This window comes from Sphingomonas sp. GW821-FHT04B01, from assembly GCF_059420425.1.
On the sequence record NZ_JBWKTR010000005.1, the window covers coordinates 72,573 to 96,217 of the forward strand.

At 68.4% G+C, this 23,645-nt stretch carries 16 protein-coding genes; 10 read left to right on the forward strand and 6 right to left on the reverse strand.

Annotation, left to right across the window (positions count from 1 at the left end):
• Positions 1-74 precede the first annotated feature (74 nt).
• Entirely contained in the window at positions 75-2,894 is a 2,820-nt protein-coding gene (locus AC07UH_RS13335; RefSeq protein WP_495181515.1) for a TonB-dependent receptor, read from the reverse strand.
• 368 nt (positions 2,895-3,262) lie between these two features.
• On the opposite strand from AC07UH_RS13335, the gene AC07UH_RS13340 reads away from it, so the two are divergent.
• The 6 genes from AC07UH_RS13340 (at position 3,263) to AC07UH_RS13365 (ending at position 13,574) form a co-directional block, all read left to right on the forward strand.
• Positions 3,263-4,096 carry a winged helix-turn-helix domain-containing protein gene (locus tag AC07UH_RS13340; protein WP_495181516.1) on the forward strand — a complete coding sequence of 278 codons (834 nt, stop codon included), beginning with the start codon at positions 3,263-3,265 and terminating at the stop codon, positions 4,094-4,096.
• Positions 4,097-4,301: 205 nt separating this feature from the next.
• Positions 4,302-4,766, forward strand: a complete 465-nt coding sequence (locus AC07UH_RS13345) for an RNA polymerase sigma factor (protein ID WP_495181572.1) — start codon at positions 4,302-4,304, stop codon at positions 4,764-4,766.
• Positions 4,763-5,788 (forward strand): FecR domain-containing protein, encoded by a 1,026-nt coding sequence (locus AC07UH_RS13350; RefSeq protein ID WP_495181517.1) that lies wholly within the window; start codon positions 4,763-4,765, stop codon positions 5,786-5,788. Before AC07UH_RS13345 ends, AC07UH_RS13350 begins: the two co-directional genes overlap by 4 nt.
• Before the next feature lie 111 nt (positions 5,789-5,899).
• Positions 5,900-9,136 (forward strand): TonB-dependent receptor domain-containing protein, encoded by a 3,237-nt coding sequence (locus AC07UH_RS13355; RefSeq protein ID WP_495181518.1) that lies wholly within the window; start codon positions 5,900-5,902, stop codon positions 9,134-9,136.
• A gap of 76 nt (positions 9,137-9,212) precedes the next feature.
• On the forward strand, positions 9,213-11,615 hold the full coding sequence (locus tag AC07UH_RS13360) for a glycoside hydrolase family 95 protein (protein WP_495181519.1): 2,403 nt from the start codon (positions 9,213-9,215) through the stop codon (positions 11,613-11,615).
• A 36-nt stretch (positions 11,616-11,651) separates the two neighbouring features.
• Positions 11,652-13,574 carry an alpha-L-fucosidase gene (locus AC07UH_RS13365; RefSeq protein WP_495181520.1) on the forward strand — a complete coding sequence of 641 codons (1,923 nt, stop codon included), beginning with the start codon at positions 11,652-11,654 and terminating at the stop codon, positions 13,572-13,574.
• On the opposite strand, the gene AC07UH_RS13370 is transcribed toward AC07UH_RS13365, so the two are convergent.
• A complete protein-coding gene (locus AC07UH_RS13370; protein ID WP_495181521.1) occupies positions 13,560-14,717 on the reverse strand; it encodes an alpha-hydroxy acid oxidase in 1,158 nt (385 codons plus the stop codon). The two genes, AC07UH_RS13365 and AC07UH_RS13370, sit on opposite strands and share 15 nt — an antisense overlap.
• Positions 14,718-14,845: 128 nt before the next feature.
• Positions 14,846-15,442, reverse strand: a complete 597-nt coding sequence (locus tag AC07UH_RS13375; RefSeq protein ID WP_495181522.1) for an FKBP-type peptidyl-prolyl cis-trans isomerase — start codon at positions 15,440-15,442, stop codon at positions 14,846-14,848.
• A 192-nt stretch (positions 15,443-15,634) separates the two neighbouring features.
• Between AC07UH_RS13375 and AC07UH_RS13380 the strand changes: the two genes are divergently transcribed.
• Positions 15,635-15,943 (forward strand): DUF3253 domain-containing protein, encoded by a 309-nt coding sequence (locus tag AC07UH_RS13380; protein ID WP_495189895.1) that lies wholly within the window; start codon positions 15,635-15,637, stop codon positions 15,941-15,943.
• 32 nt (positions 15,944-15,975) lie between these two features.
• On the opposite strand, the gene AC07UH_RS13385 is transcribed toward AC07UH_RS13380, so the two are convergent.
• Both AC07UH_RS13385 and AC07UH_RS13390 read right to left on the reverse strand, forming a co-directional pair.
• Entirely contained in the window at positions 15,976-16,857 is an 882-nt protein-coding gene (locus tag AC07UH_RS13385; protein ID WP_495181524.1) for an alpha/beta hydrolase, read from the reverse strand.
• A gap of 122 nt (positions 16,858-16,979) precedes the next feature.
• Entirely contained in the window at positions 16,980-18,737 is a 1,758-nt protein-coding gene (locus tag AC07UH_RS13390; protein WP_495181525.1) for a pectate lyase-like domain-containing protein, read from the reverse strand.
• 93 nt (positions 18,738-18,830) lie between these two features.
• Here AC07UH_RS13390 and AC07UH_RS13395 point away from each other — a divergent pair, with 93 nt between their 5' ends.
• A complete protein-coding gene (locus AC07UH_RS13395) occupies positions 18,831-20,654 on the forward strand; it encodes a DUF885 domain-containing protein (protein WP_495189894.1) in 1,824 nt (607 codons plus the stop codon).
• Here AC07UH_RS13395 and AC07UH_RS13400 read toward each other — a convergent pair.
• A complete protein-coding gene (locus AC07UH_RS13400) occupies positions 20,604-21,470 on the reverse strand; it encodes a helix-turn-helix transcriptional regulator (protein WP_495181527.1) in 867 nt (288 codons plus the stop codon). The two genes, AC07UH_RS13395 and AC07UH_RS13400, sit on opposite strands and share 51 nt — an antisense overlap.
• A gap of 94 nt (positions 21,471-21,564) precedes the next feature.
• On the opposite strand from AC07UH_RS13400, the gene AC07UH_RS13405 reads away from it, so the two are divergent.
• Together AC07UH_RS13405 and AC07UH_RS13410 are read left to right on the forward strand one after the other, a co-directional pair.
• On the forward strand, positions 21,565-22,467 hold the full coding sequence (locus AC07UH_RS13405) for an SDR family oxidoreductase (RefSeq protein ID WP_495181528.1): 903 nt from the start codon (positions 21,565-21,567) through the stop codon (positions 22,465-22,467).
• Between the two features lie 79 nt (positions 22,468-22,546).
• Entirely contained in the window at positions 22,547-23,566 is a 1,020-nt protein-coding gene (locus AC07UH_RS13410; RefSeq protein ID WP_495181529.1) for an outer membrane protein assembly factor BamB family protein, read from the forward strand.
• Positions 23,567-23,645 lie beyond the last annotated feature (79 nt).

Below are 23,645 nucleotides of genomic sequence, written 5' to 3' on the forward strand. Positions count from 1 at the left end.
GGGATGCCGGCATGACGGGAAGTGCGACTGCAACATCCCGACCGAGCCCTGCCTGGTGGGGCGTTCGATCCACCCTAGAATTTCAGCGTCGTGCTCACGAAGAAGGCACGTCCATAAGGGTCGTAGGTCGACGGATAGGTGTTGGCCTGTTCCTGATTGTCGCCGAGGATCGGCGGCTGCTTGTCGAACAGATTGTTGACGCCGACCGACCAGGTGAAGCCGGGCTTGACCTCGAAGGCGGTGGTCAGATCGAAGTAATTGTACGCCTTGATGTGGTTGACCGAATATTCGCCCGAATCGTCGTCGACCGGCGAAAGGTAGCGATAGAGCAGCGACACCGTCACCGGCCCGCTCGCCCAAGTCGTGCGGCCCGACAGGCGCCATTTGGCATAGGGGTTGCCACAGGTGACGCCGAACTTGCCCGCGCAGTCGATCGTCAGGTCGGCGATCGCCGCGAGCGGATTGTAATCGAACGCGATCAGGCGCGTGCCGCTGAACCGCAGGTCGAGCCGGCTGGTCTGCTCGCCGAACAGCCCGAAACCCAGCTGCGTGCGATAGCGCGCCTCGAAATCGACGCCGCGCGTGCTCACCCCGCCGGTGTTTGACAGCGTGTTGACCGCATCGGTGATCGCATAGCTGTTGGCGTCGCGCGGCAGGGCGGCGCAATAGCCGGTGTCGTACGGCGTATAGCCGTTGCCGGCATCGCCGTAACAGGCGCGGATGAGGTTCGAGGTGCCGGCCGAGGCGATGTAATTGGCGATCTTGATCTTGTAATAATCGACGGTGAGCGAGAAATTGCGCAGGACGCGCGGCTGCAGAACGATGCCGGCGGTATAGGTGTCCGACGTTTCCTCGCGCAGATTGGGATTGCCGCCGGTGATGCTCTGGATCTGCGTGCTGCCGCCGTCATAGGCGGTGCCGAGCAGTGCCGCCGGGACCCCGGACGAGAGGCAGCTTGCGCGCAAATTGGCGTTGCTCACCGCCGTCGCCGTCGTGCAGAGGTCGGTCGCGGTCGGGAAATCCTGTGCGGAACCGCTGAACAGGTTGCTGACCGTCGGCGCCCGCACCGCACGCGCATATTGGCCGCGCAGCGAAAGGTCCTGGACGATTCCCCAGACGACGCCGCCCGAATAGGTGTTCACCGACTTGGCCGCGGTCGAATAATAGGAATAGCGATAGGCGCCGTTGACCTCGAGCCGTTTGACGAACGGCTTGTCGGCGAGCAGCGGCACCGCGATCTCGGTATAGGCTTCCTTGACGTCATAGCCGCCGCTCAGCCCCTCGCCGGCGTTGAAGCCGACGACGTCGCCCGACGACAGCGAGAAATCGGGGCTGTAGCTGCCCTTCTCCTTGCGATATTCGGTGCCGAAGACGATCCCCGCCGGCCCCGCGCCGAGGTCGAACAGATGGTTGTTGGTGATCGACGCGCTGGCGACCTGTTCGGTGATCGTGCTGCCGTTCTGCACCGGAATGCTGATGAACGATGCCGCATCCGCGCCGATATTGCCCTCGCCGAAGATGTTGAGCGGGACGCAGCCGTTGCTGGTGTTGGCGCAGACCAGATTACCGCCGGCGTCATAGGTGGTGCGCAGCGCCTGAAGCACGCGGCTGCGCGAGACGTTGCCGGTCTGCGTCTCGGTAGAGCGGGTGCGGGCGTAACTGTAATAGGCGTCGTAGGCCCAGCCGCGGCCGATGTCGCCATTGGCGCCGATCACCGTGCGATAGGCGGTGTTGTCGTTGCTGGACACGCGATTGCCGACCTCGCTGAGGCGGCGGTAGATGGTCGAGGTGACATAGCCGTCGCCGTCGGTATCGAGCCCGCGCAGCAACGCCTGCGAACCGGCGGACAGGAACGAGGAATCGACGTCGAGCGCGACCGAGCCGGTGAACGGCGTCGGCGCCAGCTGGTTCTTGACGCGATTGTTGATGAACTGGCCCTCGGCATAGATGTTGAGCGCCGGGCTCACCTCGTAATGCGTCTGCGCGCTGATCAGCAGGCGCTTCTGCGGCACCTGCAGGTAATTGTAGGGGGCGTAATTATAGGCGTCGGTCGCAGAGTTATAGGCGCTGTAGCTGCCGTCGGTGGCGAACTTGCGGTTGACCCCGCCGATTGCAAAGCGCGTGCCGGGGATCGAGCCGGAGCCGCCGGCGATCAGGCCGCCCGATCCATCGTCGACCAGCGCCTGCCGCGCATAGCTGCGATCCGCCTGCAGGATGCCGTCGCGCTTGGTGTAATCGACGTAGAAGGTCGCATTGCCGCGGCCGTCGGCGAAATTGCCGCCGAGCAGCAGATTGGAATTGAAGGTACCGCCGTCGCCCGCGCCGTTGATGCGATAGCTGGCGTTCGCCTGCGCGCCGCTGAAATCCTTCTTCGTCACGAAATTGACGACGCCCGCGATCGCATCCGAGCCGTAGACGGCGGAACGGCCGCCGGTGACGATATCGACGCGTTCGATCAGGCCCGCGGGGATCGTGTTAAGATCGACGATCTGGCTGGAATCGTACGAAACGTAGCGCCGGCCATTGACCAGCACGAGCGTGCGCGTCGCGCCGAGGCCGCGCAGATCGGTGGTCGCGACGCCGCCGCCGGGATTGTTCGACGCACTGGTCACGCTGGGGACGAGCTGCGGCAGGTCCTTGATGATATTCTCGACGTTGACCTGCCCGGACAGCGCGATCTCGCGCGCGCTCACCACCGCGATCGGCGAGGCCTGTTCGAGCTGCTGCCCACCGAGGCGCGATCCGGTGACGACGATCTCCTGTCCCTCGCCATTCTGCTCGGCGCTGTCCTGCGCGGCGGCGGTCGCGGCGGGATCGGTTTGCGCCCAGGCGGGCTGGGCGACGCCCAGCAACAAGGTAGACGCCAGCAGGCGTTTGCGAACGACCAGACGCATGTCTTCACTCCCAGAAATTCAACTGATTTTTCGGCGATCGAATGTTGCGGAGTTAGTCCGCAGGCCTTGGGTGGCGGCCAAACGCCATCATGACAATGTCGTAATCTGGAAGAGGCGCAGCATTTCTTGGATGAGTTGTCGGACAGCCACGGTTTGCTTCAGTATCAAGTCGAATGATACATGGAGAAACATTGTTTCCCGATGGATATATATCAAAATGTTAACGGGGTGCTGCCGGAATGAGGAAGGCGCATCGTTGCTGGGCCGCCAAGTTTGTCATTTGCAACGTGTGGAAACATCAGGGAAAATCATTGCTGGCAGGAAAGCCGTTTCCGCCCCGCCCGGGGTCCAGCAAAGGAAACGGAAGGATGACCCAGGACGTCCTGCGAAACGTCGCGCACGGCCCGGTGGCGGCGCACCTCCCGGTCGCAGGCGACGACGCACCCGTACGCGTGCTCGTCGTCAACCGCGATTCACAGGCGGCGTCGGTGCTGGTGGCGATGCTGTGCGATCATGGCTTCCTCGCCGAGGCGGTCGGCGTGACGGCCTTGCGCAATGGCGCCGGCGGTCAGGATTGCGATCTCGTCATCCTCGACATGATGGTCTGTGAGGATGGCGGCCTGGCGATGCTGCGGATGTTGACGCAGCGGCGGCATTGCCCAGGCGTCATCATGCTCAGCCGCCATGCCAGCGAAGTCGACCGGATCGTCGCGCTCGAAATGGGGGCCGACGATTGCGTCGCGAAGCCGACCAGCCCGCGCGAGATGCTGGCGCGAGTCCGGTCGGTGGTGCGCCGCCGCAGCCGGACGCCGGCGGTTGCGGCGGTCGATATCGGCGAGGCCGGGCTGGATCGGGACAAAAGGATCGCGGTCGCGCGGTTCGCCGGCTGGACCTTCGAAGTCGAGACGCGCACGCTTACCTCGCCCGCCGGCGCGGTGGTGCCGTTGACCAACGGCGAATATGGCATGCTGCTGAGGTTCGTCGCCCAGCCCCGCACGGTACAGTCTCGCGAGCGGCTTGCGGTGGCCAGCGGCAAGCCGGCCGGCGGGCAGCGCGACCGGACAATCGACGTCAACGTCAGTCGGTTGCGCCGCAAACTCGCCGATCACACGGCGGACGAACTGATCCGCACGGTGCGCAGCGGCGGCTATCTGTTTATGCCGGTCGTCGCCTGCGATCCCGCGACGAACGGCGGCTGTTAGCGATTTGAAGGGAGGTCGGAATCCTGTGCGCGGCCCGGCGACCCTTGATCGTGCCGTCGCCGTGGCGGCGCCTGACGCTCTTGCCGCGACCGCTCCGCCTGGCGGATGATGAGCATCTGGCCGGGACAAACGTCTCAAGAAGATGCACGTGGTAAGATCCGACCCAGCGCAGGACCCGAGAGAGCTTCTGACGGTGATGCGCCGGATGCGTCCGGCATTGATGGCGTTCTTTCTCCGGCGGCTGCACGATCGGACCCTGGCCGAGGATCTGGTCCAGGACATGTTCGTCCGAATCGCCGACATGGGCGGTCGAACCGCCGGCAATCCCGAAGGCTATATCTTCCAGGCCGCCGCCAACCTGCTGCGCGACCATGTCCGCCGCGAGGCGACGCGGTCCCGCTACGCCCAGGCGTGGATGGAGGACGGCACGCTCGGCATCGACACGTTCGACGCCGAGCGGCTGCTCGCGGCACGGCAGAGCGTCAGCTGCGTCGCCAGCACGCTAGGCACGCTGCCCGACCGGACCCGGCAGATCTTCATCCTGTATCGGCTGGAGGCCATGCCGCGTAAGGTGATCGCCGCGGCCTTCGGCATTTCGGTCAGCGCCGTCGAAAAGCATATCGCGAAGGCGATGCAGGCGCTGCTGGCCAATCTTGAGGATATACGATGACCGGCAGCCTCGGGTCGACCGACCAGGACAATGCGATCATCTGGTGCATGCGGCTGAGCGAGGGGGCTCTGACCGCCGCGGAGCAGCAGGACCTGCGCGACTGGCTCGCGGGCGACGCCGCGCGTCAGGAGCAGCTCGATCTGGCCCTCGCGGTCTGGACGGGGCTGGAGGCGGATGCCGAGGCGCCGGAGCTGCTCGGCCTGCGCCGCGAGGCGCTCGGTGCGATGCACCGGGCGGAACGGCGACGCTGGATGCGCGGTGCCGTGCTGCCGGCAGGCTGGCGCGCGCTGGCGGCGGTCGTCGCGCTCGTCGCGGTGGCGCTCGCTACGATGGTCTGGCAGCGACACGGCGGCACCTCCTATCGCACCGGCATCGGCGAGCGTCGGGTGATCGCTTTGGCGGACGGGTCGCGGCTGTCGCTCGACGCGGACAGCGCGGTCTCGGTCGCTTTCAGCGACCAGCGCCGCGATCTTACGCTGGAACGCGGGCGTGCACGCTTCAAGGTGGCGAAGAACCCGCTCCGCCCCTTCGCCGTCCATATCGGCGACGATGTCGTTGTCGCCACCGGGACCGAATTCTCGGTCGAGCGTCTCGCCGGCGAGATGCGCGTCGCGCTGTTCGAGGGGCGCGTCGCGGTCCTGCACGACGGCCGGCACGGTCCGGTCGCCGCGCTGACCCGACGCGAGGGCGCGATCGTCGCTGCCGAGCGGGCGCTCGCGCCGGGCTCGGAGCTGCGGATGCCGTTCGGCCAGACGATCGGCGGGATCGCGCCGATCGGTCTCAACGACGGCATGGAGGAGGGGCAGATGAGCTTCACCGCCGAGGCGCTGGGCGTCGCGGCCGAGCGGATGAACCGCTATGCCGGCGCCCACCGGATCGCGGTTGCGCCCGATGTCGCGGCGCTGCGCATCAGCGGCGTCTTCAATGCCGGCGACAGCGACGCCTTCGCCCAGGCCATCGCCGCCACCTTTCCGGTGCGCGTCACGCGCGATGGCGACACGCTGCGGATGGTCGCGCCCTGACCGTCCAATCTGATACCAAATTGCGGCAATGGTTATAAAAATGTTGGAAAGCTGCTGAGCATTCCGCCCGGTCGTCCGTCATAAAACCACAACATAAAAGAGGGGTGTGACATGATCGGGACTCGACGCATCGGTGCCGCCGTCAGCAGCGCGGCAATCGCCATCGTGATGATCGCCTCGCCGGCGCTGGCCCAGCAACGATCCGTGCAGGTCGATATCAAGGCGCAATCGCTGGGTCAGGCGTTGCGCACCTTCGGTCGTCAGGCGCGTATCCAGTTGGTGTTCGACGAGGCCCTGCTCGGCAACCGCATCGCGCCGGCCGTGGCGGGCAGCATGACGGTCGACGCCGGACTCGACCGCCTGTTGCAGGGCAGCGGGCTGACCGTCGCGCGGACATCGCAGGGCGTGTACGTCATCAACCGCGGTGCGGCGTACACGCCGGTCGCGATGACGACGCAGGCGGGCGCCGCGACCGCTGCGCCGCAGGCCGCTGTGCCGCCGGACCCGGTGACGCCCGATGGCGCCGACGTGATCGTCACCGGCTCGCGCATCCGCTCCAAGAACCTCGTCGAGACCGCGCCGGTGACGAGCGTCGGGCAGGCGGAGATCAAGCTGCAATCCGCATTCAGCGTGCAGGAGGTGCTCAACCGCGTTCCGGCGATCAAGAACAGCGACACCAACCTGTCGAACGGCAACGGCCGCCAGCAATTCGACTTCCACGGGCTCGGCACCAACCGGACGCTGACGCTGATCGACGGTCAGCGGATCGGCGTCACCGAGGGGATCGACGCTTCGGTGATCCAGGTCGGGTTGATCGAGCGCGTCGACCTGCTGACCGGTGGCGCCTCCGCCGTCTATGGCTCCGACGCGATCGGTGGCGTCGTCAATTTCGTGCTCCGCAAGAATTTCGAAGGCGTCAACGCCAACGTCAATTACGGTTTCTACAACGCCGACAACAGCGACAATATCGCCGCGCAGGCCGCCCGCAACGCCGGCTTCGCCGTCCCCAGCGGGTCGCGCAACGACGGCGGCCGGTTCGACGCCAACATCAGCATCGGCCACAATTTCGCCGGCGGGCGAGGCAACATCTCGGTCTTCGGCGCCTATAGCCAGGTCGAGCCGGTGCTCGCCTCGTCGCGGTCCTTCTCGGTCTGTCCGATCACCTTGTCCGCGCAGACGGTGGTCTGCGCCTCGCCCTCCTCGGCGACGCCGGCGGGCTATTTCCAGGCGCTGTCGGGGCCGGCGCAGAACGGGACGATCTTCAGCAACGCGGCCGACGGCTCGCGCGCCTTCGTGCCCTACACCGGCGCCAACGGCTATAATTACAACGAGACCTTCTACTTCCAGCGCCAGAACACCCGCTACAACGGCGCGGCGTTCCTCAATTACGAAGTGTCGCCGGCGATCCAGCTCTACGCCAACGGCCTCTACCTCAAGTCGAACGCGACCAGCCAGTCGGACCCGGCGACGATCCAGCCCGGGTCGGTGGCCTACAACATCAATTGCGACAATCCCCTGCTGTCCGCGCAACAGGCGCAGTCGCTGTGCGGCACCGCGGCGGGGACCGCGACCAACGTCACCACCGATGTGCGCTATCGCTTCACCCAGCCGCAGGTGACGCGTTCGTCGAACGAAATCTATCGCGGCGTCGCCGGCGTCCGCGGCGATCTCGGCAGTGCGTGGCATTATGACGTCGGCGGCGTCTATTCGACCACGCTCTACCGGCAGCGCCAGCTCAACCGCGTCGATCCGGCCAAGGTCGCCAATGCGTTGCAGGTCGTCGACGTCAACGGCGTCGCGACCTGTGCGTCGGTGGCGATCAACCCCGGCTGCGTGCCGCTCGACATCTTCTCCACCGCCGGCCCCAGCCAGGCGGCGATCGACTATCTGTCCTACGGCGAGGGCGGCGGCCTGTTCCGCGAACGCTACGAACAATGGGTCGGCAATGCCAACGTCACCGGCGATCTCGGCGAGTACGGCATCCGCAGCCCGCTCTCGACAAAGGGGATCAACATCGCGCTCGGCACCGAATATCGCGCCAACACCTATCGCTCCAATCCCGACGCGGCCTATCAGGCGGCATTCGGATCGACGCCGAACCGGCTGTCGAACCACGCCTTCGACGTCTACGGCGAGGTCAACGTGCCGCTGGTCAGCGATCGCCCCTTCGTCCGCGATCTGAGTTTCGGCGCGGCGATCCGCGGCTCGAACTATTCGGGGGTCGACAAGATGCGCTCGACCTACAAGATCGACGGCAGCTGGCGTCCGATCGAGGATCTGCTGCTGCGCGCCAGCTACAACAAGGCGACGCGCGCGCCGAGCATCTACGAATTGTCGTCCAACGCTGCGGTCAGTTACGGCACGCTCGACAGCAACACGCTGGGCGATCCCTGCGCCGGCGCCAGCCCGTCGGCGAGCCTCGCGGTGTGCCAGAAGACCGGCGTCACGCAGGCGCAATATGGCGCGATCCCGCAATGCCCGGACAATCTGTGCACCGTGCGCAACGGATCGCAGGGCCTGGTGACGCCGGAGATCGCGCACACCTATACCTATGGCCTGGTACTGACGCCGCGGATGCTGCGCGGCCTGTCGATCACCGCCGATTATTACAGCATCGAGATCGAGAACGGCATCGGCTATTACCGCGCCATCGACTTCCTGCAGACCTGCGCCAACACCGGCTATGACTTCTTCTGCGGCCAGCTGGTCCGCAACCCGGACGGCCGCCTGTTCAGCAATGCCGGATCGTCGAGCGGCTATATCAACCAGGGCTATAGCAACCTCGGCAAGACGAATGCGCGCGGGTTCAACTTCTCGGCGAATTACGATACGCGTGTCGGCAATTGGGCGCATTTCTCGACGAGCTACGTCGCGACGCTGCAGACCGCGAAGGGCGGCGACCTTGGCCTGCCCGACACCGACTTCAACGTCGTCGGCCTGTTCGGACCCTATGCGGGGCAGGGCTATCGCCGCTACCAGCATAATTTCCGCTTCACCCTCGCCTCGCCGGACAGCGCGCGGACGCAGGGTCTGGTGTCGCTCAACTGGCGGCACAATTCGGGGCTGAAGAATTCGCGGCTCGACGGCAATCCGATCTTCGGTGCGGACGATCCCAACGTTCCCGACCAGTACAAATATCTACCGGCCTATGACGTGTTCGACCTCAGCACCAGCGTCACCGTGTCGCGCAGCCTGACGCTGCGGGTCGTCGTCAACAATCTGCTCAACGCCAATGCGCCGGTCCGCCCCAGCCCGCCGCTCGAGGCGGCGGAGCGGGTCAATACGTCGCCATCGGTGTATGATGCGCTCGGCCGCTCGATCAACATGGGAGCAACGCTCAATTTCTAGGCCGACCTCTCCGATCGGCGACGACGGATCGCCGGCGGTCTCGCGCCGCGACCTGCTCGCCGGGGGAAGCGGCGCGGTGATCCTGGGCCTGCTCGCCAGCGGTGACGCGGCGCTGGCGCAGGAAAGCGCGCCGACCCGCAGCCATCGTCTCGTCGCGACCGCGCCTGCCGGCGAGTGGCTGCTCGGCCATCCCGTCGGCAACGGCCGGATCGGCGCGATGATGGGTGGTGGCGTCGCCAGCGATACGATCTCGCTGAACCACGACACGTTGTGGACGGGGCAGCCCGCGACGTCGCCCGATCACGACGGGCGCGCCGAGCTGGCGGCGGTGCGTGCCGCGGTGTTCGCCGGCGACCCGCCCGCCGCGGACCGGCTGAGCAAAGCGCTGCAAGGCGCCTATAGCCAGAGCTACGCGCCGATGGCGAACCTCGTGCTGGCGATGACCCATGCCACGCCGCCGCGCGCATACCGGCGCGAGCTCGACCTCGACCGCGCGGTGGCGTCGGTCGCCTATCGCTGCGACGGCATCGGCTTTCGTCGCGAGCTGTTCGCCTCGCATCCCGACGGGATCATCGTGCTTCGGCTGAGCGCCGATCGTCCGGGTGCGCTGCATGGCCGGATCGGCCTGACGACGTCGTTGCGCGGCGATACCGTCGCCGACGGCACGACCCTCACGCTGACCGGCAAGGCGCCGACGCGCTGCGAACCCGATTATCGCAACCTGCCCGATCCCATCGCCTATTCGGACGAGCCCGGTCACGGCATGGCATTCGCGACCATCCTCTCCGTCGAAGCGCGGGGCGGCACCGTCGTCGCGCACGGCGATACCGTCTCCGTCCGCGGCGCCGACGAGATCGTCGTACGGATCGCCGCGGCGACCGGGTTCCGGGGCTTCGATCGGCTGCCCGATACACCACCGGCCGCGGTGGCGGCGGCGGCGGGGCGCGACCTCGCCGCGAGCGCGGACCGGCCGTTCGCGCTGCTGCTCGATCGCCATATCCGCGATCATCGCGCGCTCTATCGCCGCACCGCGCTGTCGCTCTCCGCCGCGGATACCGACGCAGCGCAGGCCGAGCGGCTGTTCCATCTCGGCCGGTATCTGATGATCGCCTGCTCGCGCGCGGGAACCATGCCCGCCAATCTGCAGGGGCTGTGGAATGCCACGGTGCGCCCGCCGTGGAGCTGCAATTACACGACCAACATCAACCTGCAGATGAACTATTGGCCGGTGGAAAGCTGCAACCTGTCGGAATGCCATCTGCCGCTGATCGACCATATCGAGCGGCTGGCGGCGAACGGTGCCCGGACCGCGCGGACGCTGTACGGCATGCCGGGCTGGTGCGTGCACCACAACAGCGACCTGTGGGCGATGACGCATCCGGTCGGCGCGCGCGAGGGCGACCCGAACTGGGCGAACTGGCCGATGGGCGGGCCGTGGCTGGCGCAGCACGTCTGGGACCATTACCGCTTCACCGGCGATCGGCGCTTCCTCATCGACCGCGGCTTCCCGCTGCTGCGCGGCTGTGCCGAATTCTGCGCCGCCTGGCTGGTCGCCGATCCGGCGGGCGACGGACTGACCACCGCACCGTCGATCTCGCCCGAGAACCTGTTCATGGCCGCGCCGGGCAAGGCCGCGGCGGTCGGCGCAGGCTGCACGATGGACCTCGCGCTGATCCGCGAGCTGTTCGCGCATTGTATCGAGGCGGCGACGCTAGTCGGCGATACCAGCGATCTCGCCGCGCGCCTGTCGCGCCTGCTGGACCGGCTTGCCCCCTATCGGGTCGGGCGCTTCGGCCAGTTGCAGGAATGGTCGGCGGACTATGACGAGCAGGACCCCGGCCACCGCCACGTCTCGCACCTCTATCCGCTTTATCCCGGCACCGCGATCGATCCGCAGCGCACGCCGCAGCTGGCGCAGGCCGGCGCGGTCTCGCTGGCGCGGCGCGAGGCGCATGGCGGGTCGAGCACGGGCTGGAGCCGGGCCTGGGCGACGGCGATCTGGGCGCGACTCGGACGCCCGGCCGATACCGCACGGTCGCTGGCGGCCTTTCTGGCGCATAGCGTCGCCGCCAACCTGCTCGACACGCACCCGGCGCAACCGTGCCCCGTCTTCCAGATCGACGGCAATTTCGGCATCACCGCCGCGATCGCGGAGATGCTGCTGCAGAGCCACGGCGACGCCATCGCGCTGCTGCCGGCGGTGCCGGCGCACTGGGCGAGCGGCACGATAAGCGGGCTGCGCGCGCGGGGCGGCCATGCGGTGGACATCGCGTGGCGACCGGCGGTGGTCCGTGCGACGGTGACCGCGGGCGGCGACCGGCTCGCGGTGCGACCGCCGGCCGGGTTCGTCGTGACGGCGATACGGCAGGACCGCCGCGCACTCCGCTTCGCGCCGATTCAGGGCGTGACGCAAATCCACACCCGGCCGGGCCGACGCTATCGCATCACGCTGAGCCGGATTCCCGTCGGGGCGGCCTGATCGTCCCGAGCCTTCCCTCCTGCATCAGGACCAGCCATGTCGTCGCTCTCCCGCCGAACCCTTCTCGCTTCCGGTCTCGCCACCGCCGGCGTCGGCGCCGCCCGCGCGGCACCGCGCGCCGCGGCGGACGCTCCCCCCGCGGCCTATGGCGCGACGCCGTCGCCGCGACAGCTCGCCTGGCATCGGCGCGAGCAATATGCCTTCGTCCATTTTTCGATCAACACCTTCACCGATCGCGAATGGGGCTATGGCGACGAGAGCCCGGCGCTGTTCGATCCGACCGACTTTTCCGCCGAGCAGATCGTCGACGCGGCCAAGGCGGGCGGGTTGCGCGGCATCGTGCTGACCGCCAAGCATCACGACGGCTTCTGCCTGTGGCCGACGATGCTGACCGAGCATTGCGTGCGCAACAGCCCGTTCCGCGGTGGCAAGGGCGACGTCGTGCGCGAATTCGAACAGGCCTGTCGTCGCGCCGGCCTCGCCTTCGGCCTGTATCTGTCGCCTTGGGATCGCAACCACGCCGATTATGGCCGCCCCGCCTATATCGATTACTACCGCAAGCAGATCGTCGAATTGTGTACCCGCTACGGTCGATTGTTCGAATTCTGGTTCGATGGCGCCAATGGCGGCGATGGCTATTATGGCGGCGCACGCGAGACGCGCACGATCGACGCGGCCGCTTATTACGACTGGCCGTCGATGTTCGCGCTGGTGCACCGCTACCAGCCGCTCGCCTGTACCTTCGAACCGCTCGGCTCCGATGCGCGCTGGGTCGGCAATGAGGACGGCGTCGCCGGCGATCCCTGCTGGCCGACGATGCCCGACCACAAGCCCAGCCAGGCGGAGGGCAATGCCGGACTGCGCGATGGCCCGTTATGGTGGCCGGCGGAAACCAATACCTCGATCCGCCCCGGCTGGTTCTATCACGCCGACGAAGACGCCAAGGTCAAGGACCCGCAGCGGCTGGTCAAACTCTATGACGAATCAGTCGCCCGCGGCACCAATCTGATCCTCAACCTGCCGCCCGACCGCCGCGGCCGGCTGGCGGGCGTCGATACCGCGGTGCTCCGCGCCTTCGGCGACGCCCAGCGCGCGACCTATAAGGTCGATCTGGCCAAGGGGGTGATCGCGCGTGCCGATCATGAACGCGGCGCGCGCTTCGCTGCGGCCAAGGTGCTGGACGGCGATCCCGACAGCTATTGGTCGACACCGGATGGCGTACACACGCCGCAACTCGTGCTCGACATTCCGCCCGGCCGCAGCTTCGACATCATCCGCATCCGCGAATACCTGCCGCTCGGTGTTCGCGTCACGCGCTTCGCCGTCGATCTCGATACGGGATCGGGCTGGCGTGAGGTGGCGTCAGGCGCCTGTATCGCCGCGCAACGGATCGTCCGCCTCGCCGCGCCCGTCCAGGCACGACGATTGCGGTTGCGGATCACCGATGCACCCGTCTGTCCGGCGATCAGCGAGATCGCTTTGTTCCGCCAGACCGCCCCGGTCGCGGTCGCGCTGCCGAGGCCGCGCGCGGCCGATACCGTCCCGCCGTCGGCCTGGTCGATTGCTTCGTCGTCGGGGCCGGGCGTGGAGGCTCTGTTCGACGACGATGTCGGCACGTCCTGGCGGGTCCCGGTGGCGGAACGGTCGATGGCGGTGATGGTGGTGCTCAAATTCGACCCTCGGCAACGGCTCGGCGGCTTCGTTCTGACCCCATCGCGCGCGGTGATGACCGATGCCGCTCCTCCACGGCGGTATCGTGTCGAGGCCAGCGTGGACGGCAAGACTTGGAGCGATCTCGGCGCCGGCGAATTTTCGAACATCGCCAATGCCCTCTCGCCCCAGCGCATCGCTTTCGAGACCGTCATGCCCTGCGCCTATGTTCGCTTCAGCTTCATTGGCCTGGCGTCCTCGGCGCATCACATGGCGATCGCCGACCTGAAGCTTCTACGGGCGGGGTGACCCGGACGACACCGCAACCGACCGATGGCGGACGTGACGGCGGGATAGCGCGTCGATATCGTTGACCCCTGCCAGCGTCAGCGTGCGGCGGAACTCCTCGTGCAGCAGCGTCAGGAGACGATCGACGCCCGGCTCGCCGCCCGCGGCGAGGCCGTACAGATAGGGGCGGCCGATCGAGCAGGCGGTCGCGCCCAGGGCGAGCGCCTTCACCACGTCCGAGCCGCGCCGGATGCCACCGTCGCAGATCACGTCCGGTGCGTCGCCGACGGCGTCGCGCACTGCCTCGATCTGGTCGACCGGGGCAGGGGCACCGTCCAGCTGACGCCCGCCGTGGTTGGAGATCATGACGCCGGTCGCGCCCGAGCCGATCGCGCGGCGCGCATCCGCGGGCGTCATCACGCCCTTGATCGCCAGCGGTCCGTTCCATTCGCGGGCGAGCCATTCGACGTCGCGCCAGCCGACCGAGCGGTCGAACTGACCGCCGATATAATCGAACAGGCTCATCGGTCCCGCCGCCAGCACATCGACCTTGTGGCTGACGTTGGCGAGGTCGAACCTCGAGCCGGTCAGTGCGGGCAGCGACCAGGAGGGATGGAGCGCGAAGCTGAGCAACGAGCGGAGCGTCAGTTTCGGCGGCAGCGACAGGCCGCTGACCCGGTCGCGCTCGCGATTGCCGGCGACCGGCGTATCGACCGTCAGCGCGAGGCCGTGGAATCCCGCCGCCCGACAGCGTGCGACGAATTCGGCGGTGAGGCCGCGATCCTTGAAGATGTAGATCTGGAAGACCTTCGGCCCGGCGAAGGCCTGCGCGAGATCCTCCAGCCGCGTCGTGCCCATCGTCGAGAGGCTGTAGAGGAGCCCGTGTCGCGCGGCGGCGCGGGCGACGGCGTGTTCGGCGTGGCCGTGGAACATGCGGGTGAGGCCGGTGGGCGACAGCATCAGCGGCCACCGCGCGGGTTGGCCGAAGATACGGGTCTCCGTCCGGATCGTCGACACGTCGTTGAGGACGTCTGGAACCAGTTCATAGTCCGCAAAGGCGGTGGCGTTCCGCCGCAGCGACACTTCGTCGTCGGCACCGCCATCGATATAGTCGAAGATCGGCCGCGGCAGCCGGCGACGCGCCATCAGCCTCAGGTCGGCCACGTTGTTCGCCCGTTCGAGTCGCGTCATGCCGCACGCTGCGTCGGAAGCGCGCGGATCGACAACCGGTTTCGCTGTGCCGAAGCGCTTGGCGCCTGTGCGTGCCGATCGATCGCGCGGATCGGACGTGATCAGGGCTGCGGCGGTGCGTCCTTTTGCGCCGGCGGTTCGGCGGCTTGCGCGCGGTTCATGCTCTCGACCTCGGCCGCGGTCTTGAAGTCCAGCAATTCGACCTGGAAGACGAGATCGGCATTGGCCGGGATCGGCCCCGACGCCTGCGCGCCATAGCCCAGCGCGGCGGGGATGCAGAACCGGGCGACGCCCGACCGGGCCATCGTCTGCAGGCCCTGCGAGAAGCCGGGGATCACGCCGTTGACCGGCAGCGGCGAGCGCATGCCCTGATCGAACACCGCCCCCGTTGCCGCAAGATAGCCGATGTAATTGACCAGCACGACATCCCCTGCCGCGGGTTTGGCGCCGGCGCCGGCGCGCAGTACCGTCGATCCCAGGCCGGACGGTGCCGTCACCGAACACAGCCGCTGCCCCGCCGGGACGATGGGATTGAGCGGCAGCGCGATGATCGCATTGTCCGGCTTGGCCGGTGCGGGTGCCGCGGCCCGTGGCTTGGCGCGGCGGGTCGCCGCCGCGTCCGCCGGCAGCGGCGCGGCGAGCAACGGCAGGAGTGCCGCGAGGATCAGGCGGGATGAAGCGTGCGAAAGGAATGGCATGGACCCGGCTATATGCAAGGCCGGCGATCGACGCCAACCCGATGTCGCGCGCACGGCGTATTGAAGTCGCTATTGTTCGTGGCACGAACGAACCGCGCGCATTGGCGCGGCGTCGGGACGCGGCGTGAGGCCGGCAAGCGTCGTTGTGCGTTAGATGATTGTGCCGGTGCCGATCGATCTTGTGACGATGCCTTGGGAAATGCGCGCGACGCGGACAACGACGGCCGGCCGCTCGGATCGCGATCGCCGCTCGTGACGGTCGCCGCCCGCGAGACGGCGCTTGCGCTGCTGGCATCGCGATCCCCGGATGCGACGGTGTGTCCGAGCGAGGTGGCGCGCGCGATCGCGCCCAAGGAGGCCTGGCGAGACGCGATGCCGCTGGTCCATGCCGCGATCGATGGTCTCGTCGAGGAGGGCCAGGTGCGGCTCAGCTGGAAAGGGCGGCCTCTAGCCGTCCGCGACGGGCCTTATCGCATCGGTCACGCGACGCGGCCGTCGTAGGCCGGCGATCGAGTTCCGCCGTGCGGGCGCCATCACCGCCGATCCGTATCGACGGTCCGCTGGACGAAGCCCGCGACGTCGTCGAGCACCGGGGCACGACCGCGAAACGGGCGAGCGAGCGCCAGCAGGATGCCGATATGCCCCAGCTTGGCGTAGGCACGTTCGTCCACCGCCACGCCGCCGGCGCGCAACTTCGCGGCCAATGCCTGGCTGTTGCGCGGGCGCACGACGGTGTCGTCGCTGCCGTAGAGGAGCAATGCGGGCGGATCGCCGGCGCCGGCCCAGGTGACCGGCTGCGTCGCGGCGGGATCGGGTGACTGGCCGAAGGCGGCGCGGCTGGCCGCCACGTCGAAGGGGGCGAAGTCGTAAGGGCCGGCGAGCCCGACCAGGCCCTTGACCGCAGGTCGCGAAGCACCGAGCCAGCGAGGGTCCACCGCCAGCATCGCGGCGATATAGGCGCCGGCCGAATGGCCCATCAGCACCACCGATCCACCGTCGCCGCAATAGGCGTCGGCATGGGAGATGGCAAAGCGCACCGCCGCCGCGCCGTCCTCGACGAAGGCGGGATAGTGCACGTCGGGGACCAGCCGATAATCCGGCACGACCGTCACGAAGCCGCGCGCGGCCAAGGCGCGGCCGACGAAGGCATAGCCCGCGCGCGTGCCGCTGTTCCAGCTGCCGCCGTAGAAGAATACCACGACGGGTCGCGGCCGGCCGCAGGCGGCGCGCGGCGCGTAGACATCCAGCCGTTGGCGCGGCGCGTCGCCATAAGCGAGGTCCTTCGCGACGCGGATGCCGCCCCGATCCTTCGGCACCAGCCTGTCGAAGGTGGTCAATGGCGAACACGCCGCGGCGAGCGAGCCCAGCAGGGCGAGGACGCCGACGTGGCGGCGGACGGCTCGCGGTCGGATCATGCCGCCGGGGTCACGGGATGGACTGTCACGATGGCGGCCTTTCGCGGGAGGGCGAGGGCAGGACGAACGCTGGCGGGCATCGTTCCGTTTGCCCCCCGTCCGCGCCTGCGTCCGGACGGGCGTCAGTCCGGATAGCGCCGCAGCGTCTGGCGTATGCTGCCGGGCCGCGCGGCGGCGCCGGCATCGTTCACCAGATGGGCGATCGTGCCCTTGTCGTCCCCGAGCGAGATGGTGGTCACATTCGCGATGCGCACGCCGGGGGTGTCGGGCACCTCGACCGCGCTCGCCAGGACGATCGTCGGGTCCGCGGTGAAGTTCGCATAGACGCCCATGCCGATCGCCTCGTGACGGCGGACCCGGTCGGCGACCTTGTACGCGGCCCAGCCGCGCGGCGACCCCGGCCGCCAGGCGTGCTGGCTCGGCGGATCGTAGGGCAGTTCGTTCTGGTAGAAGAAGGTGCGGCCGTTCTCGCCGTTCCACACCGTCTGCCAGCCCTGGAAATGCTCCACGAACAACCCGTAACAGCATATGTCGTCGCCGTTGACGACGAGCCCGTGCTCACCCCGGCTTTCGGTCCAGCCGACGTGGACGCGACCACCGTCCCGATCGCCGTGGTCGGCGCGCCAGATCCACAGATGGTCGGCGATCACGTGATGGCTGTTGATCTCCAGGCACGTGCCGGCGTTGCCGATCGCGGCGCCGCCGACCCGGAAGAAGAGGTCGGCGAGCAGCGTCGGATTGGCGCGGTGGTCGCGCGCGGCGACCCGCGGCCCGACCTCCATCAACACCGGCGAGGATCGCGGCCCGGCGTCGATCAGCAGGCCGGCGATCGACACGCCCGGCACGTCGGCGACCGTCATCGCGGCATTGCCCGCCTCGCTGAGCAGCGTCGCGAGCCCCAGTCCGAGGACGATCGTGTCCGCCCGGACGACGCGGATCGGCTGGCGCAGCCGGTAGACGCCCGGGGTGAGCAGCAGGTGGCGCCCCGCCGCCAGCGCGCGGTTGATCGCCGCGATCGGCGTCGCGGGGGTGGCGATGAGGAAGTCGTCCAACCCCACGACCCGGCCGTCGGGCCGGCCCTGCCAGGAGATACCGGTCGCATCGCGACGCAGCGCCGGCACGAACACCGCCCAGCGGCCGTCGGCGGCGACGTGGAGGAACGGCTTCTCGCGCATGCGCGGCACCGACGGCAGCGTGGTGATCGGCGGTTCCGGAAAGCTGCTGGCCGGCGCGCCGACGACGCCCATGAACATCATGTTCCAATTGGCGCCCTGCCAGCCGCCGATCTGCGAACTGCGGGTGAACCATTGCTGCTGCGTGCCCGAACGGATCGTGCCGTCGATGCGGCAATCGGCCATGAAGCCGCCGCTCGACCAGCCGCCATCGTCCAGCGCGAGATCCCCCGCGAGGTGGACACGGCGATAGGGCGCCGCCTGCGAGACCGCCCAGCGATCCGCGCCATCGGGCGGACGGACGGCGAGGTTCTCGACCGCACGCCAGAAATTGACCAACGCCATGCCCTTGGCCCAATCGGCCTCGGCATGGACGTGTCCGGTGACCGTCACGTCGCCGGGGCGCAGGCCGAGACCCGCCACCTGGGTGAAGAAGCCGACGTTGATGTCGAGCCGGTGCGCGCCCGGTTTGAGCAGCACGGCATAACGGCGGTCGGTGAAATGCGCGCGCTCCTGCTGCGCGAACCAGCCGTCGATCCGGCGCTGCGCGTCCGGCATGCCCGGATCGACGACGAGCACGTTGGGACCGAAATCGGGGTCGCCCATCGACGCACGCGGTCTCGCGCCGGCAGGGGCGAGGCCGATGGCGGCGATGCCGGCCAATACGCCGCGCCGTGTCGTCTTCGAGGTCAACCCGTTGTCCGCCAAGTCAAATCTCCCCGCGATGTTGCGCTACCTTAGCGCTTCACCGTCGTGCGTCACGACGATAGGGTCCATCCGACAGGAAAACGGGGGATCACCATGCACGGACTGCCTTGGCTCGGAGCCGCCGCTCTCGCATTCGCCATGCCGGGCGCGCTGGCCGCGCAAGCGCCGGTCGCGGCACCGGCGCCCGCCGAGGATGCGCGGCTCTATGCATTCCTCGATCAGGAGTTCGCCGAGGAATTGCGGGACCGGCCGCAGCTGGCGACGCAGCTGGGACAGAAGGACGGCAACGATCGGCTCGACGATATCAGCGATGCCGCGGCGCTGCGCCGGCTGCAATGGCGCCGCGCCAGCGTGGCGCGGCTGAAGGCTCGGTTCGATCGCGCCAAGCTGTCGCCGGAGGCGCAGGTCAATTACGACATCTGGGCGCTGGAGCTCGACCGCGCCGAGCTGAGCTACCGTTACCGGCTGCAGGCGCCGCCCTTCTATTCCTTTCTCTATTCGGTGCATGCGCAGCTGCCGAATTTCCTGATCAATACCCACACCGTGCAGGATGCCGGCGACATGCGCGCCTATGCGGCACGGTTGCGCGCGATCCCGGCGGTGCTCGACACCGCGATCGCGCTCAGCCGGGTGTCCGATGCCGCCGGCGTGCGCGCGCCTAAATTCCAGATCGAGCGCGTCATATCCGGCAGCCGCGCGATCGTGACCGGCGCGCCGTTCGATGTCGGCCCGGCGTCGCCATTATGGGCCGATGCGCAGGCGAAGGTCGCGAAGCTGCGGGCGGGCGGGACGCTCGATGCGGCGCAGGCGGCGGCCCTGCTCGCCGACACGCGGGCGGCGTTGCTGACGATCAAGCCCGCCTATGACCGCGTGATCGCATGGGCGCAGGCGGACCTGCCGACCGCGCCGAGCGGCCGGGTCGGCGCGCTGACGCTGCCCGACGGCGCGGCCTGGTATGCGGCCGCGCTGAGGCTCAATACGACGACCGACCTCACCGCCGACCAGATCCACCGGATCGGTCTTGCCGAGGTGACGCGGATCGAAGGCGAGCAGGACGCACTCGCCCGTGCCGCCGGGCTGAAGGACCGCAACGCATTCTACGCGGAGATCGCCCGCCGCTTCCCGGTGGTGCCGTGGACCGACGCCTTGCGCGCGAAATATCTGCGGGACGCCAACGCCGCGCTCGCCTTCAACCGTACCTTGCTGCCGCGCTATTTCGGCAAGCTGCCGGTTCACGCCATGGAGGTGGTCCGCGAGCCGTCGTTCAGCGAAGTCGCAGGCGGTGCGGCGCATGCCGCGGGGCCGAGCCGCGACGGCGCGCGGCCGGGCCGCGTCTACGTCCACCTGCTCGGCACCACCGACGCGACCCCGCCCGCGGCACTGCGCGACCTGATGTGCCACGAAGGGGTGCCGGGCCATGTGATGCAGGGCGACATCCAGGTCGGGCAGAGTGGCGGGCCGAAGTTTCGGCAGAGCACGCGCTACGTCGCGTTCGGCGAAGGCTGGGGCCTGTATGCCGAGGCGCTGTGCAAGGAGATGGGCGCCTTCCCCGAAGCGTCCGACGATTTCATGCGGCTGGATGCCGAGCTGTTCCGCGCGGCGCGGCTGGTCGTCGATACCGGCATCCATGCCAAGGGTTGGACCGAGCAGCAGGCGATCGACTATATCGTCAACACCGGCCGGGCGTCGCCCGATCAGGGCAGGTCCGAGGTGCGCCGGTACATCACGCTGCCGGGACAGGCGACGGGGTATAAGATCGGGATGCTCAAGATCGTCGAACTGCGGCGCAAGGCGGAGGCTGCCTTGGGTCCAAAATTCGATATTCGCGGCTTTCACGACCTGCTGATCGGTTCGGGATCGCTGCCGCTACCGGTCCTGGAACGGCAGGTCGATGGCTGGATCGCTGCGCGTAAATAGCAGCCGTTCGAGGCGCTTGGCGTCGGCGGGGGTGGCGGGGTTGTAGATGATCATGCCGAGTTCCGGCCGCCCTTCGACCGAAAAGGACGAGAATTCCATCGCGAGAAGCCCCGCGTCGGGGTGATGGATGCGCTTCGTGCCCTCGCCGTGCGCGACGACGTCGTTATCCTGCCACAGCGCCGCGAAGTCGGGGCTGAGGCGCGACAGTTCGGTGACCAGCGCCATGACCTCGGCGCTGCTGCTGGCACCCGCGCGCGCCACGTCGGCGCGGAAGGCGCCGACCACGAAGCGGGCGATGTCGGCGAAATCCGCGTTGCGCGCGCGGACATGGTCGCTGGCGAACATCAGCCGCAGGATGTTGCGGCCCTCGCGCGGCAGCTTGGCGTAATCGGTCAGCAGCACCGCCGCGGCGCGATTCCAGCCGACCACGTCCCACATCGCGGTCTTGATGATCGCCGGGCTGAGCACCATCCCGTCGAGCACGCGCTGCAGCCGCGGCGAGATGCCGTCGACCGGCCGGTAGCGCGCCTCCGGCAGGCGGCCGAGGCCGAGCATGTAGAGGTGCTCGCGCTCCGGCTCGGTCAGCATCAGCCCCTTGGCGATGCGGTCGAGCACGTCGGCCGACGGCGCGCCGCCGCGCCCCTGTTCCAGCCATGTATACCAGGTCGGGCTGATGTTGGCGCGGCTCGCCACTTCCTCACGGCGCAGGCCGGGCGTGCGCCGCCGGCTGCCGGCGAAGCCGAACGCCGCCGGATCGAGCCGGGTGCGCCGGTCGCGCAGATAGGTACCGAGCGGGTTGGACGCGTCACTGGCCATGGTCGATCCTGTTGAACGGTATACCACGATAAGGTCACTACTTTAACACGTTGGAAAGGCTCGCGATACCGGGTGGGTAAGAAGGAGATCACCCATGCGCGTATTCTTGACCGGCGCGACCGGTTTCATCGGCTCACACGTCATCCCCGAACTGCTCGCCGGCGGTCATCGCGTGCTCGGCCTGACCCGCTCCGATGCCGGCGCGTGGCAGCTCGAGGCGGCCGGCGTCGAGGTGCATCGCGGCGATCTGGATCGCCCCGAGACGCTCGCCAGCGGCGCGGCGGCGGCGGATGCGGTGATCCATTGCGCGTTCGATCACAATTTCGCGACCTTCTTCGAGAATACCAGGAAGGACGAGCGCAACATCATCGCGATGGGCGAGGCGCTGGAAGGAACGGGCAAGCCGATCCTGATCACCTCGGGCGTCGGCATCGGCACGCCGGTGAACGGCGGCCCGGCGACCGAAGACGTGCTGAACCCGCACCATGCCAATCCGCGCATCGCCACCGAACTGGCCGGCGCGGCGCTGATCGCGCAGCGCATCGACGTCCGCACCATTCGCCTGCCGCAGGTCCACGACACGACCAAGGCGGGGCTGATCACGCCGCTGGTCGCCGAGGCGCGCCGCGCCGGGGCGGTCGCGTATCTGGAAGAGGGGCGGACGCGCTGGGCCGCGGCGCATATCAGCGACGTGGTGAAGCTGTACGTGCTGGCGCTAGAAAAGGGCCAGCCGGGCGCGCGCTATCATGCGTCGGTGGAGGACGGCGTCTCCGCCCGCGCCATCGCCGAAGCGATCGGTGCGGGGACGGGCCTGCCCGTCCGCTCGATCGGGCGGGAGGAGGTCGAGCTGTATTTCGGCTGGATGGCGCCGTTCGCCGGCCTCGACATGATCGCGTCGAACGCCTGGACGCGCGCCCGGCTGGGGTGGACGCCGAGCGGCCCCGATCTGCTGACCGACCTCGCGGCGATGGACTATTCGGCAACCGCGCCGGGCTGATCGACTGCCGTGTGGCGATTTCTCCCGGCGGTCGGGAACCGGCCGAGCGGTCCGATCCTTCAGCCGGGGGAGACAGGATATGAAGCCGATCGATCGTCGCCAGGGATTGTGGATGCTCGCGGGGAGCGCGGTCGCCGTGACCGCGCTCGGCGCGCGGGCGATGGCGCAGGAGGCCCTGGCCGCGCCGGGGCGGACGCTCGCGCTGGTCGAGAAGAGCGCCGGCCGCGTCGCCTTCTACGCGCTGCCCGACGGCAGGCGGCTCGGCACGGTCGCGCTGGGGACGCAACCGCATGAGATCGCCGCCGATGCGGCGGGGCGATTTGCCTATGTCGGCCATTACGGCGTCGCGAGCTGGAAGGCGCCCGGCGCGGGCGGCAGCCAGATCTGGGTCATCGACCTGCACAAGCGCGCGCTGGCGCGGACGATCGACATGGCGCCGTTCGGCCGTCTCCACGCCGTCCGTGTCGATGCGCGGGGGCGGCTGTACGTCCTGTCGGAGAAGGACAGCATGCTGGCCCGCTTCGACGATCCCGCCAACGATACCGCGCCGTCACGGCTGATCCCGGTCACCGGCGCGCGCAGCCATTATCTGGTCGTCCGGCGCGACGGTGCCCGCGCCTATATCGCCGACACGCTGAGCGGCGCGGTCATCATGGTCGATCCCGAGGATATGGGCGTCGCCCCGATCCGCCGACGGATCGGTACAGCGCCGGAAGGGATGACGCTGAGCGCCGACGAACGGACGCTCTACGTGATCGACCGGCCGAGCGGGACGATCCATGCGCTCGACGCGACAACGCTGGAGGAACGCGCGCGCCGGCCGCTGCGCGGCGAGGCGGTGCGTATCGTCACGCAGGCCGACGGCCGGCTGATCGTCTCGAACATGGCGGACAAGAGCCTGTCGCGGCTCGACCCGGCGACGCTGGTCGAGCAGGATCGCCTGTCGCTCGACGCTGCGGCGCCGGGGTTGAACCTCGCCGGCGAGACGCTGTACGCCGCGCTCGAAAACGACCGGGTGGCGATCGTCGATACGCGCCGCTGGGCGCTCGCCGGCGGGTTCGCGACGGGGGCGGCGCCCGATGCCTCGGTGCTCGTCTAGGATGGATCGATGGTCAGGGTTTGGGAGGAAGCGCCTTCTCCGCAAAAGGCGGGACTATTGCAGATGAACGATCGAGGTG